Origin of the sequence: Psychroflexus sediminis, from assembly GCF_900099815.1 — a bacterium.
GTDB classification, from domain to species: Bacteria; Bacteroidota; Bacteroidia; order Flavobacteriales; family Flavobacteriaceae; genus Psychroflexus; species Psychroflexus sediminis.
This window is the reverse complement of the sequence record NZ_FNCW01000005.1, coordinates 246,337-261,264: the sequence shown is the minus strand read 5'-3', so window position 1 is coordinate 261,264 and position 14,928 is coordinate 246,337. Positions and strand designations below refer to the sequence as shown.

Sequence of the window (14,928 nt, the reverse complement as noted above, 5' to 3'; positions counted from 1 at the left end):
TTTTATAAGTTAATATTGCTGATGAATTTTCATTGAATTCAAAGCATTAAAATCTTTCTTAGATGTTAGCAATGCATAATGAACGAATTAGTTTTTCTTCCGTTAAAAACAAGCCAGATTATCCAGATTTCCTGGATATCCAAGTAAAATCTTTTCAAGATTTTTTTCAGCTTGAAACCAAACCAGAAGAAAGATCCAACGAAGGATTATATAATACCTTCCAAGAAAATTTCCCAATTACAGATACGAGAAATCAATTTGTACTTGAATTTTTAGATTACTTTGTAGACCCTCCCCGTTATTCTATACAAGAATGTATCGAAAGAGGGCTTACCTACAGTGTGCCTCTTAAGGCAAGATTAAAACTTTACTGCACCGATCCAGAACATGAAGATTTTGAGACGATCGTGCAGGATGTCTATTTAGGAACTATTCCTTACATGACCCCAAGCGGAACTTTTGTAATCAATGGAGCAGAACGTGTTGTTGTCTCCCAGTTACACAGATCCCCGGGTGTTTTCTTTGGCCAGTCTTTTCACGCCAACGGAACCAAGCTATACTCAGCTAGAGTAATTCCTTTTAAAGGATCTTGGATTGAATTTGCTACAGATATCAATTCTGTGATGTATGCTTACATAGACCGTAAGAAGAAATTACCTGTAACCACTCTTTTCAGAGCTATTGGCTTCGAAAGAGATAAAGATATTTTAGAGATTTTCGACCTTGCAGAAGAGGTGAAAGTGTCTAAAACCGGATTGAAAAAATATCTTGGCCGTAAATTGGCTGCCAGAGTATTGAATACATGGTATGAAGATTTCGTAGATGAGGATACCGGAGAAGTGGTCTCTATTGAGAGAAATGAAATCGTATTAGACCGTGATACCATTCTGGAAAAAGATCATATAGAGGAGATCTTAGAAACGGGTTCAAAAACGATCTTACTGCATAAGGAAGATAATTTGACCGGTGACTATGCTATTATATATAACACTTTGCAAAAAGATCCTACCAACTCTGAAAAAGAAGCGGTAGAGCATATTTACAGACAATTGCGTAATGCTGAGCCGCCAGATGAAGAGACAGCTCGTGGTATTATCGATAAATTGTTCTTTTCAGATCAACGTTACAATTTAGGTGAAGTTGGTCGTTACAGAATGAATAAAAAACTAGGTCTTGATATTAGCATGGAAAGCAAAGTACTTACTAAGCTGGACATCATTACTATTATCAAGTATCTTATCGAATTGGTTAACTCCAAGGCCGAAGTTGATGATATTGATCACCTTTCCAACCGTCGTGTTAGAACTGTAGGTGAGCAGCTATCTCAGCAATTTGGTGTAGGTCTGGCTAGAATGGCTAGAACCATTAGAGAGCGAATGAACGTAAGAGATAACGAAGTCTTTACACCTATTGACCTGATTAATGCGAAGACCCTGTCTTCTGTAATTAATTCTTTCTTTGGGACCAACCAGTTATCTCAATTTATGGATCAAACCAATCCTTTGGCAGAGCTTACCAACAAAAGAAGGCTTTCGGCATTAGGACCTGGTGGTTTATCGAGAGAAAGAGCTGGTTTCGAAGTACGTGATGTTCACTATACTCACTACGGAAGACTTTGCCCTATTGAAACTCCTGAAGGACCAAACATCGGATTGATTTCCTCAATGTCGGTTTACGGAAAAGTAAACAGTATGGGATTCATTGAAACTCCTTACCGTAAAGTTGAAAATGGTAAAATTGATTTTAAATCAGAGCCGCTTTATCTTTCTGCGGAAGAAGAAGAAAACAAATTAATCGCACAGGCGAATATTCCTGTTGCTGAAGACGGAACAATGACATCAGAACGTGTTATTGCCCGTATGGAAGGTGATTTCCCTGTTGTAGATCCAAAAGAAGTGGATTATATTGATGTTGCTCCGAATCAGATTTCATCGATTTCGGCTTCATTGATTCCATTCCTGGAACATGATGATGCCAACCGGGCTTTGATGGGCTCCAACATGATGCGTCAGGCACTTCCTTTATTGAGAGTGGATGCACCTATCGTGGGAACCGGACTGGAAAGACGTGTTGCTCAGGATTCCAGAGTTTTGATCAACGCTGAAGGTGCTGGTACTGTGGGTTATGTAGATGCTAGAAAAATCATTATTTCTTATGACAGAACAGAGGATGAGCAGCTGGTAAGTTTTGATGATGATGATAAAACTTATGACTTGATCAAATTCAGAAAAACCAACCAGGGTTCCACCATCAACCTAAAACCTATTGTAAGAGTAGGAGATAGAGTGACTAAAGGACAGGTTCTTTGTGAAGGTTATGCTACAGATAATGGTGAATTAGCTCTTGGTAGAAATATGAAGGTGGCTTTTATGCCATGGAAAGGCTACAACTTTGAGGATGCTATCGTTATTTCAGAACGCGTTGTTAAAGACGATCTTCTAACTTCAGTTCATATCGATGAGTATTCTTTAGAAGTTAGAGATACCAAACTTGGTAATGAAGAATTAACCAGCGATATTCCAAACGTTTCTGAAGAAGCTACAAAAGATTTGGATGAGCATGGTATGATCAGAATTGGTGCAGAAATCAAGCCTGGAGATATCCTTATTGGTAAGATTACGCCTAAAGGCGAAAGTGATCCTACACCGGAAGAGAAATTATTGAGAGCTATTTTTGGTGACAAAGCTGGTGATGTAAAAGATGCTTCCTTAAAAGCTTCTCCATCGCTTAACGGGGTTGTGATAGACAAGAAATTGTTTACCAGAGCAGTAAAGGATAAGCGTAAGAGAGCTCAGGATAAGCAAGAGATTGATGCTTTGGAAGCCAAGTACCAGGTGAAGTTTGAAGAACTAAGAAACCGTTTGATTGAAAAATTATTCAGTATCGTAGGCGGTAAAACGGCACAGGGTGTTCAGAATGATTTAGGTGAAGATACCTTGCCAAAAGGTAAAAAGTATACGCTTAAAATGCTGAATTCTGTAGAAGACTTCAGTCACCTAACCAAAGGGACCTGGACTACAGATAAAGCAACCAACGCATTGGTAGCCGATCTTTTACACAACTACAAGATTAAACAAAACGATCTTCAGGGTAACCTGAGAAGAGAGAAGTTTACGATTACTGTTGGAGACGAACTCCCTTCCGGTATTCTAAAACTTGCTAAAATTTATGTGGCTAAGAAGCGTAAATTGAAAGTAGGAGATAAGATGGCGGGTCGTCACGGAAACAAAGGTATTGTTGCTAAAATCGTAAGAGAAGAGGACATGCCATTCCTGGATGATGGAACTCCGGTTGATATCGTATTGAACCCACTTGGTGTACCATCCCGTATGAACATTGGTCAGATTTATGAGACCGTTCTTGGATGGGCCGGACAAAAGTTAGGCAGAAAGTTTGCGACGCCAATTTTTGACGGAGCTACTTTAGATCAAATAAACGAACTGACAGACGAAGCTGGTATTCCAAGATTCGGACATACTTATCTTTATGATGGAGGTACTGGTGAGCGTTTTGACCAGCGAGCAACCGTTGGTGTAATCTATATGTTGAAATTAGGACATATGATTGAAGATAAGATGCACGCCAGGTCTATCGGACCATACTCTCTTATTACGCAGCAGCCTCTTGGTGGTAAAGCACAATTTGGTGGACAGCGTTTTGGTGAGATGGAAGTTTGGGCACTCGAGGCTTACGGAGCTTCTGCTACCTTGAGAGAGATCTTGACGGTAAAATCTGATGATGTGATTGGTAGAGCCAAAACTTACGAAGCTATCGTAAAAGGTGAACCTATGCCAGAACCAGGATTACCAGAATCTTTCAATGTATTGATGCACGAATTGAAAGGTCTAGGATTAGATATCAGATTAGAAGAGTAATAACAATCCTGCCTTCGGGCAGGAGATGTTATCACATTTATTACAATAATTCTTTAGCACTTGTATTATGACAAGAAATAATGATAAGAATACACAAAAGAGATTTAATAAAATCTCTATAGGTTTATCTTCTCCGGAAAGTATTCTAGCCGAATCCAGAGGTGAAGTTTTAAAACCTGAAACTATTAATTACAGAACACACAAGCCAGAAAGAGATGGACTGTTTTGTGAACGAATTTTTGGCCCTGTCAAAGATTATGAATGTGCTTGTGGAAAATACAAAAGAATACGATACAAAGGAATCGTCTGTGACCGTTGTGGTGTTGAAGTTACCGAGAAGAAGGTAAGAAGAGACCGCGTTGGACATATCAACCTAGTGGTTCCTGTAGCTCATATTTGGTATTTCAGATCTTTACCAAACAAAATTGGATACCTTCTTGGAATTCCTTCCAAGAAACTCGACATGATCATTTATTATGAAAGATATGTCGTTATTCAGCCAGGTAATGCGAAGAATGAAGAAGGAGAGCCTCTTAAAAAGATGGATTTCTTAACCGAAGAAGAGTATCTGAACATTTTAGATGAACTTCCTCAGGAAAACCAGTATCTGGACGATGACGATCCTAACAAGTTCCTGGCAAAAATGGGAGCTGAATGTCTATTGGAAATTCTAAAGCGTCTGGATTTGGATGAGCTTTCTTATGACCTAAGACATAAAGCAAATAATGAAACCTCAAAGCAAAGAAAAACAGAGGCTTTAAAACGCCTTCAGGTTGTTGAAGCCCTTAGAGATTCTAAAAACAACAGAGAAAACAATCCTGAGTGGATGATCATGAAAGTGATCCCGGTAACACCACCGGAATTAAGACCTCTTGTGCCTCTTGATGGAGGACGTTTCGCAACATCCGATTTGAATGATCTTTACAGACGAGTAATTATCAGAAACAATCGTTTAAAACGATTGATGGAAATAAAAGCTCCGGAAGTTATTCTTAGAAATGAGAAACGTATGCTTCAGGAATCCGTAGATTCTTTATTTGACAACACCAGAAAATCTTCTGCTGTTAAAACGGATTCTAACCGACCATTGAAATCACTTTCTGATTCCCTAAAAGGAAAACAGGGACGTTTCAGACAAAACCTTCTTGGTAAGCGTGTGGATTATTCTGCCCGTTCTGTAATCGTCGTTGGACCGGAAATGAAAATGTTTGAATGTGGATTGCCAAAAGATATGGCTGCAGAACTTTACAAGCCTTTCGTCATCAGAAAACTGATTGAAAGAGGAATTGTAAAAACTGTAAAATCCGCTAAGAAAATAATAGACAAAAAAGAGCCTGTTGTTTGGGATATCTTAGAGAACGTGCTAAAAGGACACCCGGTGTTACTTAACCGTGCTCCAACTCTTCACAGACTTGGTATACAAGCCTTTCAGCCAAAATTGATTGAAGGTAAAGCTATACAGTTACACCCACTGGTTTGTACTGCCTTTAATGCCGATTTTGACGGTGACCAAATGGCGGTTCATTTACCTTTAGGACCAGAAGCTATCTTAGAAGCGCAACTATTGATGCTTGCATCTCACAGTATTTTGAATCCGGCTAACGGATCTCCAATTACTGTACCTTCCCAGGATATGGTTCTTGGCTTATACTATATGACTAAACCAAGATCATCTACTCCAGAGCATAAAGTGAAAGGGGAAGGTCTTAAGTTTTACTCAGCTGAAGAAGTTAACATCGCTTACAATGAGAAGAAAGTTGACTTAAATGCACTGATTACGATTAGAACTAATGACGTTGATGAACATGGTGAAATCGTTAAGAAAAACATAGAAACCACAGTTGGACGTGTATTGTTTAACGAATCTATTCCTGATAGCGTTGGGTTTATCAACGATGTGATGACCAAAAAAGCACTTCGTGATGTTATTGCCCGTGTACTTAAGAAAACATCTGTTCCAGAAACAGCTGAATTTCTTGATGAAATCAAGAGTCTTGGATACAACTTCGCCTTTAGAGGTGGATTGTCTTTCTCTTTAGGTGATATTATCATCCCTGAAGAAAAGCAGACGATGATTGATGATGCCAACGAGCAGGTGGAAGGCGTTATAGGCAACTATAACATGGGTCTGATTACCAACAATGAGCGTTACAACCAGGTGATTGATATCTGGACCGCCACCAATGCTAACTTAACCGAACTCGCTATGAAGCGTATTCGTGAAGATAAGCAAGGCTTCAACTCGGTATATATGATGCTTGACTCTGGTGCAAGGGGGTCTAAAGAACAGATTCGCCAGCTTACAGGTATGCGTGGATTGATGGCTAAGCCTAAAAAATCGACGTCTGCAGGAGGTGAAATTATTGAAAACCCTATTCTTTCTAACTTTAAAGAAGGTTTATCTATTCTAGAATACTTTATTTCTACTCACGGTGCTCGTAAAGGTCTTGCCGATACAGCATTGAAAACAGCCGATGCGGGATATCTAACCCGTAGACTGGTAGATGTTTCTCAAGATGTTATCGTAAGAGAAGAAGATTGTGGAACCTTGAGAGGTATTGAGGTATCTGCTTTGAAGAAAAACGACGAGGTTGTAGAAAGCCTTGGAGAACGTATTGTAGGTAGAACAGCACTGAATGATGTTATCGATCCTATTTCTCAGGAACTTCTTGTGAATGCAGGCGATGAAATTCACGAAGATGCAGCCGACAAAATTGAAGCTTCTGCTTTAAATTCTGTTGAAGTACGCTCACCATTGAGTTGTGAAGCTAAACAGGGTATTTGTGTGAAATGTTATGGTAGAAATTTATCTACTAACAAAACGGTTCAGCGAGGGGAAGCTGTTGGTGTAGTAGCTGCTCAATCTATTGGTGAGCCAGGTACACAGTTGACTTTAAGAACCTTCCACGTGGGTGGTATTGCAGGTAACATTTCAGAAGAAAACAAACTTGAAGTTAAGTTTGACGGTGTAGCAGAAATCGAAGATCTTAAAACGGTTGAAGGCCGAAACAGCGAAGGAAAGAAAACGGATATCGTTATTTCCCGAACTTCAGAGGTCAAAATCATCGATAAGAAATCTGGAATTGCTTTAAGCACGAATGTGATTCCTTATGGTTCTGAACTGATGATAAGCCCAGGCGATAAAGTCAAAAAAGGCGATGTCATCTGTAAATGGGATCCTTATAATGGTGTGATTATTTCAGAATTCTCTGGTAAAATTGAATTCGAAAATATCACTCAAGGTCAAACTTTTGAAATTGAAAGTGATGAGCAAACAGGATTCCAGGAGAAAGTAATTATTGAATCCAAGAACAAACGTAAGATTCCAACACTTCACATCAAGAACAATGATGATGAAATCATGAGATCCTATAACTTACCAGTTGGAGCTCACTTGATGGTAGACGATGATGAAGAAATCAAAATCGGAAAGATCTTGGTGAAAATACCTAGAAAATCATCTAAAGCTGGTGATATAACAGGTGGTCTTCCACGTCTTACAGAATTGTTTGAAGCGAGAAATCCTTCAAATCCAGCTGTAGTCAGTGAAATTGATGGTGTGGTTTCTTTTGGTAAAATAAAAAGAGGTAATCGTGAAATCATTATAGAATCTAAGCTTGGTGAAGTCAAAAAATACCTGGTCAAACTTTCTAACCAGATTCTGGTACAGGAAAATGATTATGTAAAAGCAGGTATGCCATTGTCAGACGGTTCTGTAACTCCAGAGGATATCTTAAACATTAAAGGACCTAGTGCAGTTCAGCAGTACTTAGTGAACGAAGTTCAGGAAGTATACAGACTACAAGGGGTACAGATTAATGATAAGCACTTTGAAGTTGTCGTAAGACAAATGATGAGAAAAGTGAAAATTCAAGATTCTGGTGATACGATTTTCTTAGAAAACCAATTGGTACACAAAGAGGATTTCATTGAAGAAAACGATAATATTTTCGGCAAAAAGATTGTTGAAGATGCCGGCGACAGTTCTACTCTAAAGCCTGGTCAGGTTGTGACTTTACGTGAATTGAGAGATGAGAATTCAATCTTAAAACGCGAAGACAAACAGCTGGTTACCGCCAGAGATGCAGAATCTGCAACCGCAGCTCCGATTTTACAGGGTATTACCAGAGCTTCTCTACAGACCAAGTCTTTCATTTCGGCTGCTTCCTTCCAGGAAACAACCAAAGTATTAAACGAAGCTGCTGTAAGCGGAAAAGTGGATTACTTAGAAGGCTTAAAAGAAAATGTAATCGTTGGACATAGAATTCCAGCGGGTACAGGATTGAGAGAATTTGACGATATCATTGTAGGTTCTAAAGAAGAACTGGCCTCAATGATGGAGAAGAAGCAAGAAGTGAATGTAAACTTTAATTAACTATGAGTGATCAGGACGATAAAAAGCAGCAAAAGCTCAATATCCAGATAGATGATGATGTCGCACAGGGGGTTTATAGCAACCTGGCGATCATCAATCATTCACAAACAGAGTTTGTTTTGGATTTTGTGAACATCATGCCCGGATCTCCAAAGAACAAAGTGAGATCGAGAATTATCCTTACTCCACAACACGCCAAGCGTTTGCTGAGAGCATTAAATGATAATATCAATCGTTTTGAGAAAAGTCAGGGTTCAATTAAAGAACAAGAAAAAACCAATATTCCATTGAATTTTGGCGGACCTACAGGAGAAGCTTAATCGTCTTCTTTAAGTCTGAATATAAAAAAATCCCTCAAAACTTAATTTGAGGGATTTTCTTGTTTATAAGACTTAGCGGTTATTCTGCTTTAAAGCCTTTTAAATCAAATGCGATTTTTATCTCGTCATTTATAAAGTTGTCTCCAAGATTCTCTACAAATGATTTTGACATAAATTCGATTCCCCATTCAGTTCGGTCCAGGACAATTTCATCTGAGGTTAAGACCAAGGAAGCATCTGCCTCGTTCATCGAAACTATAACCGGGAAAGTGATGTTTTTTGTAGTTTCTTTTAAAGTTAAATTTCCAGATAGCATGGTTTGACCCTCCAGGGTTTCTACTCCTGTAATTTCAAATTTTGCTTCAGGATATTTGGTGGCATTGAAGAAATGATCTTCTTTTCCATTAGAATAGCCCATCAAATGATTTTCCAAATCCTTTTTGTCCTGACCTTCGAGATCCTGAACTTCAATACTTGTCATGTCAATGATGACTTCACCACCAACGAGTTCAGCATCCGAAACCAGTAACTCACCTCCAGATAAGGAAACTATGCCATTATGCTGTCCCGTAGGTTTAGAACCCAGCCAATTGATTTTAGACTGCTCTACATCTATATTGTAGGCTGTTGCCATGTCTGAAGTTTCTGTTGTTTCTTCGACTTCGGAGGTTTCTGTTTTTTTATCACTTTTACAGCTCATCGCAGATGCTACCAATGACAAAACCAAGATGGAATTAATAACTTTTTTTTTCATTTTATGTTTATTTGTTTTCACAGAAATCATATCTAAAAACATTCCAAAAATGCAATATGTCATTATGGCACTAAAGCAGAATTGGCAGCACATTTGCCAATTGTAATGAAAATACTAAGACATGAGTGAAAAAAATATAACACCAGAGGATAAAGAACAAGCTGAAGTTCATGCTAACGAAGATCAATCGGAAACTTCTAAAGCACAGGAAGAAAATTCATCTTCCACTGAGGATCATGAAAATGATACTACTGAAGCTGCAGACCAAGACTTATCTCGGGAAGAGCAGCTTCAGCAGGAACTCGATGCGAAAGACGATAAATATTTGAGACTATTTGCGGAGTTTGAAAATTATAAAAGACGAACATCCAAAGAACGTATAGAGTTGTTTAAAACAGCAAGTCAGGACGTCATGCAATCTATGCTTCCTGTTCTTGATGATTTTGACAGAGCTATGCTTGAAGTTGAAAAATCATCTGATGATTCCCTTGTTGAAGGGATCAAACTGATAAGCAATAAGCTAAGGGAAACGCTTAAGAATAAAGGTCTGGAAGTCATGCCTGTCAAGGCAGGAGATGTTTTCGATTCCGAACTGCATGAAGCCATAACTCAAATTCAAGCTCCTAGCGAAGACATGAAAGGGAAAATTATAGATGTTTTAGAGAAAGGATATACTCTGGGAGATAAAATTATACGTTATCCAAAAGTAGTTACTGGTAAATAATAAATTATGAAAGAAGATTATTACGACATATTAGGTTTATCCAAAGGTGCTTCTCAGGCTGATATTAAAAAGGCCTATCGAAAGATGGCCATCAAATACCATCCCGATAAGAACCCGAATGACACTGAAGCTGAAAACAAATTCAAGAAAGCTGCAGAGGCCTATGAAGTTCTAGGCAATGAAGAGAAAAGGCAAAAATATGATCAATTTGGTCATAGTGCTTTCGACGGCTCTCAAGGCTTCGGTGGCGGAGGTATGAACATGGATGATATCTTTAGTCAGTTTGGTGATATTTTTGGAGGAGGCTTTGGCGGAAATCAAGGATTCTCCGGCTTCGGAGGAGGCTTTGGTGGAAGACAAAGAGCCAAAGGCGGCAACTTAAGAATACGAGTGAGTTTAACTTTGGAAGAAGTCTCTAAAGGGGTAGAGAAAAAAGTTAAAGTTTCCCGTAAGAAAAAACCTTCAGACACCACTTTTAAAACATGCCCAACCTGTAAAGGATCGGGTCAGGTTACCCGAGTGACCAATACAATTTTGGGTAGAATGCAAACCGCTTCCCCCTGCACAGCTTGTGGAGGGTCTGGTCAAATCATAGATAAAAAAGGTCAAGGCACAGATGCTCACGGCTTAAAGGTGACAGAAGAAACAGTTTCCATAAAGATTCCAGCCGGGGTAGAAGACGGTATGCAGTTGAAAGTTTCCGGTAAAGGCAACGAGCCTGTAGGAGATGGAGTTCCTGGGGATTTAATCGTTCTTATAGAAGTAAAAGAACACGAAAGTTTACAGCGTGATGGAGAAAATCTGCATTATGATCTTTATATCAGCTACCCTGAAGCTGCATTAGGAGCGAGCAAAGAAATCCAGACGGTTAATGGTAAAGTTAGAATTAAGGTGGAACCAGGTGTGCAAGGCGGCAAAATATTAAGGCTAAGAAACAAAGGTCTGCCCAATCTCAATGGTTATGGAATAGGTGACTTATTGGTTCATATCAATGTATGGACCCCTCAAACTTTATCTAAGGAACAAAAAGAGTTTTTTGAATCCAATGTAGATGACTCCAATTTTGAGCCTAATCCCAATACTTCAGATAAATCCTTTTTTGAAAAAGTAAAAGACATGTTTTCTTAATTGAGTTAACATAATATTATATATATTTGAACACCGCTTTCTTAGCGGTGTTTTTTCTTTTTTCATAGCAATTTTTTTTCCCACCCTGCTTAAAGCAGGGTGGGTTTTTTGTTTTGAGATCGCCCCGAGTCTATAAAATATTCTAAAAACTACTCCTTAGACTCCATTTAACTTCCTATATAACTTATATTTAATTCAAAATAATTATTTATGCCAACACTACTCATTATTGAAGATGAAGATGCGATAAGACGAGTGCTCAAGAAAATTTTATCAGAAGAAGAGAATAATTATGTCATAGATGAAGCTGAGGATGGCTTGAAAGGAGTAGATATGATTAAGAAAAACACTTATGATCTGGTACTCTGTGACATAAAGATGCCCAAAATGGATGGTTTAGAGGTATTGTCTGCCTGCCAAAAACTTAAGCCTGAGCTTCCTGTCATTATGATTTCAGGTCATGGTGATCTTGAAACTGCGGTTGAAACGATGAGAATGGGAGCTTTCGATTATATTTCTAAGCCACCGGACCTTAATCGATTATTAAACACGGTGCGAATTGCCTTAGACCATACCCAGCTTGCCCAGGAAAACAAACAGCTGAAAAAGAAAGTCTCCAGGCAATTTGAAATGGTTGGAAAGTCCGAGGAACTCGATCAGATCAAATCAATGATCGATAAAGTGGCTCCTACAGAGGCCAGAGTTTTGATAACCGGAGAAAATGGCACAGGTAAGGAGCTCGTTGCGCACTGGCTGCATGAAAAAAGCGACAGAAATAAAGGTCCTTTTATAGAAGTGAATTGTGCTGCTATTCCTTCAGAACTGATCGAAAGTGAATTGTTTGGTCACGTTAAAGGAGCTTTCACCTCTGCCAATAAAGACAGGGCGGGAAAATTTGAAGCTGCCAATGGTGGTACTATTTTTCTTGATGAAATAGGAGACATGAGCCTCTCAGCACAGGCAAAAGTTTTAAGAGCCCTGCAGGAAAACAGAGTTCAACGCGTAGGTAGCGATAAAGATATTAAAGTTGATGTAAGGGTTATTGCTGCTACCAATAAAAAACTAAAGGAAGAAATCGATGCGAAAAAATTCCGTGAGGATTTATACCACAGATTAGCAGTCATCATTATTCATGTTCCCGCTCTTAAAGACAGGCGAGCAGATATTCCTGAACTTATTCAGCATTTCACAGAAAAAATTGCAGAAGAACAAGGAACCAAACCCAAGGTATTCGATCCTGAGGCCATCTCATTAATGGAAAAGCACAAGTGGACTGGTAATATTAGAGAACTGAGAAATGTCGTAGAACGGCTTATCATCTTAGGTGATCAACAGATTACTAAGGACGATGTAAAAAGCTTTGTGCAGATAAAGACTAATTAGAATCGGTTTTTGGCGGGGTGTATCTTAAAAAATACATGGTGTCACCACTGGGATGTTTCCATTCTTTAAGCACTTCAAAACCATACCTTCTGTAAGCTATGCTTACTTTTCTGATACGGGTTTCTGCGTAAATAGGAAGTTGCATGGCTTTGGCAATGCGATACATCTCATCTTTCATTTTGTAAGGGGTCTTGTCGCTGGTATTTCCTCTGGCATCCGGTAATATACCCCAAAACCAGCAATACAAAAATTCACCTTCGCTAGGCCGTTGCTGTTTTACAAACTTTTGAGATTTTAGAGCCTTAAGGCCTTTTTTAAGCCCGGTAACATGGATTGCCAGTTTAAGATCTTGAATTAATTCCGACCAGAAACTATCGCCCTGGCCATCCATTTTAAAGAAAATAGCAATACCTCTTCCGTCATCTGAAACCAAAAGCGCATCCTTTTTGATGGCTTTTTCCACCATATGTCTGGCTAAATAAAGAAATCTTTGTTGCTTTTTAGAATCATCTTTTACGATTTCCATCGATGTAGGAATCTCTTGCAACAATGTGGATACATGTTGAATGATTTCTTCCTTGTCAAAATCTTTTTTCAAGTGGCTGTATTTTCAGAATTAATTTCCAAATATAAAGTAAATTCAACTTCTTGAGAATTAAATCTTGGCTTATACCAGGTTTTAAGTCGTTATAATTTAGCTTTTAGTTTTGATTAAATTTTTAGTGACGATTCTATATTCTATTCTCAAAGTGTACTTTTGCCTCCAAAAAAGCAGCTTTTGACTTTATCGACTTACACCAGGGAATTTTCCAAAAACTTTAGCCTTGCTCTTCCAATAATGTTGGGCCAGTTGGGCCATGTTCTCGTGGGCTTTGTCGATAATCTGATGATAGGCAAATTAGGTGCAGCTCCTCTGGCAGCAGTTTCTCTTGGAAATACACTAATCTTTTTTGCTCTTTTTTTAGGGATAGGATTCAGTTTTGCCATCACTCCACTTATTGCGGAAGCCGATGGTGAAGGCGATGCTAAAAAGGGACGCAGATATTTTCAACATGGTCTTGTGATGTGTACGGTCAGTGGCATCGTTTTATTCCTATTACTTCTATTGGTAAAACCTATTTTATATCATCTTGACCAGCCAGAAGACGTGGTCGACCTGGCATTGCCTTATCTCGATATCGTTGCCTTTTCGCTTATTCCGCTTATGATTTTTCAAGGCTTTAAGCAATTTGCTGACGGACTGTCTTTGACTAAATATGCGATGTACGCTACGCTTCTGGCCAATGTTGTGAATATTATTTTCAATTATTTTCTGATATATGGCATTTGGTTTTTTCCTCGGCTCGAATTGGAAGGTGCTGCCATAGGAACGCTGGTATCAAGAGTCTTTATGCTGGTTATGCTGTATTTGATCTTGAGCAAAAGACCGAAATTAGAAACCTATTTTGTATTGATGAAAAAATCTCTGGACAAAGCTATTTTCAGAAGGCTCCTGAACCTGGGTTTTCCTACAGCCTTACAAATGCTGTTTGAAGGAGGTATTTTTACGGCTACGGTTCTGCTGGCTGGAACTTTAGGAACCAAAGCACAGGCTGCCAACCAGATCGCTTTGAACCTGGCCTCTATGACATTTATGATTGCCGTAGGGCTTGGAGTAACTGCCACGATAAGGGTGTCCAATCAAAAAGGCAAACGTCAGTTTAAGACTTTGAGAGATGTAGCCTTTTCAATTTTTTTACAGGTGTTTTTGATCGAAGGTGTTTTTGCCCTTGGATTTATTCTTTTGAAAGGATTTTTACCTACCCTATATATAGATGATGCGGAGGTGATTATGCTGGCTTCTCAGCTCTTGATTATAGCAGCCCTTTTTCAATTAAGCGATGGTTTACAAGTCGCTATCCTTGGGGCCTTAAGAGGACTCCAGGACGTGAAGGTTCCAACGGTCATATGTTTTATAGCTTATTGGCTTATAGGTTTTCCTGTTTCTTATCTTACTGGACAAGCCGACGTTTTGGGGAGCACAGGAATATGGTTAGGTTTGCTTTCTGGACTTTCAGCTTCAGCCATTATGTTGTATATCAGATTTAATATGCTCTCCAAAAAACAAATTCATACTTTTGGGGAAACAAAACTAACATCATCATGAAATTACCAAGATTTATACTGGGTGACAATACGGATTATCCAGAATCCATATTCATAATTCATACGGAATTCCCGAGATTTATCATCGATTTGAAAACCGATGACATCGAGTGGTTTGAGGATTTCGATGTTGAAAATGAAGAAGAACTGGTTGAAGAAACCAATAATTTAATCAAAGAAGCTTCGGAATTTTACGATAGAGAAGTCGATCGATACCAATAAAT

10 protein-coding genes are annotated in these 14,928 nt (G+C 38.8%); 8 read left to right on the top strand and 2 right to left on the bottom strand.

All coding sequences use genetic code 11. From position 1 onward, the window contains the following. Positions 1–62 precede the first annotated feature (62 nt). The 3 genes from rpoB (at position 63) to BLP81_RS06900 (ending at position 8,570) form a co-directional block, all read left to right on the top strand. A complete protein-coding gene (gene rpoB, locus BLP81_RS06910; protein ID WP_093367564.1) occupies positions 63–3,875 on the top strand; it encodes a DNA-directed RNA polymerase subunit beta in 3,813 nt (1,270 codons plus the stop codon). A 67-nt stretch (positions 3,876–3,942) separates the two neighbouring features. After that, positions 3,943–8,250, top strand: a complete 4,308-nt coding sequence (rpoC, locus tag BLP81_RS06905; RefSeq protein ID WP_093367561.1) for a DNA-directed RNA polymerase subunit beta' — start codon at positions 3,943–3,945, stop codon at positions 8,248–8,250. Positions 8,251–8,252: 2 nt separating this feature from the next. Continuing rightward, positions 8,253–8,570 (top strand): DUF3467 domain-containing protein, encoded by a 318-nt coding sequence (locus BLP81_RS06900; RefSeq protein WP_093367558.1) that lies wholly within the window; start codon positions 8,253–8,255, stop codon positions 8,568–8,570. A gap of 79 nt (positions 8,571–8,649) precedes the next feature. Here BLP81_RS06900 and BLP81_RS06895 read toward each other — a convergent pair whose 3' ends face one another. Next, entirely contained in the window at positions 8,650–9,324 is a 675-nt protein-coding gene (locus BLP81_RS06895) for a YceI family protein (RefSeq protein ID WP_093367645.1), read from the bottom strand. Between the two features lie 121 nt (positions 9,325–9,445). Between BLP81_RS06895 and BLP81_RS06890 the strand changes: the two genes are divergently transcribed. The 3 genes from BLP81_RS06890 to BLP81_RS06880 all read left to right on the top strand — a co-directional run bounded on the left by BLP81_RS06890 (position 9,446) and on the right by BLP81_RS06880 (position 12,559). Beyond that, entirely contained in the window at positions 9,446–10,048 is a 603-nt protein-coding gene (locus BLP81_RS06890) for a nucleotide exchange factor GrpE (protein WP_093367555.1), read from the top strand. A 6-nt stretch (positions 10,049–10,054) separates the two neighbouring features. Continuing rightward, positions 10,055–11,176 carry a molecular chaperone DnaJ gene (dnaJ, locus tag BLP81_RS06885; RefSeq protein ID WP_093367551.1) on the top strand — a complete coding sequence of 374 codons (1,122 nt, stop codon included), beginning with the start codon at positions 10,055–10,057 and terminating at the stop codon, positions 11,174–11,176. Between the two features lie 210 nt (positions 11,177–11,386). Next, a complete protein-coding gene (locus BLP81_RS06880; protein WP_093367548.1) occupies positions 11,387–12,559 on the top strand; it encodes a sigma-54-dependent transcriptional regulator in 1,173 nt (390 codons plus the stop codon). Here the strand turns inward: BLP81_RS06880 and BLP81_RS06875 are convergent. Next, positions 12,552–13,157, bottom strand: a complete 606-nt coding sequence (locus BLP81_RS06875; RefSeq protein WP_093367545.1) for a hypothetical protein — start codon at positions 13,155–13,157, stop codon at positions 12,552–12,554. The two genes, BLP81_RS06880 and BLP81_RS06875, sit on opposite strands and share 8 nt — an antisense overlap. A 180-nt stretch (positions 13,158–13,337) precedes the next feature. On the opposite strand from BLP81_RS06875, the gene BLP81_RS06870 reads away from it, so the two are divergent. Next, positions 13,338–14,705 (top strand): MATE family efflux transporter, encoded by a 1,368-nt coding sequence (locus BLP81_RS06870; protein ID WP_093367642.1) that lies wholly within the window; start codon positions 13,338–13,340, stop codon positions 14,703–14,705. Next, the gene (locus tag BLP81_RS06865) at positions 14,702–14,926 is read left to right on the top strand and encodes a hypothetical protein (RefSeq protein WP_093367543.1); all 225 of its coding nucleotides are present in this window, start codon (positions 14,702–14,704) and stop codon (positions 14,924–14,926) included. Before BLP81_RS06870 ends, BLP81_RS06865 begins: the two co-directional genes overlap by 4 nt. The last annotated feature ends 2 nt before the right edge of the window (positions 14,927–14,928 follow it).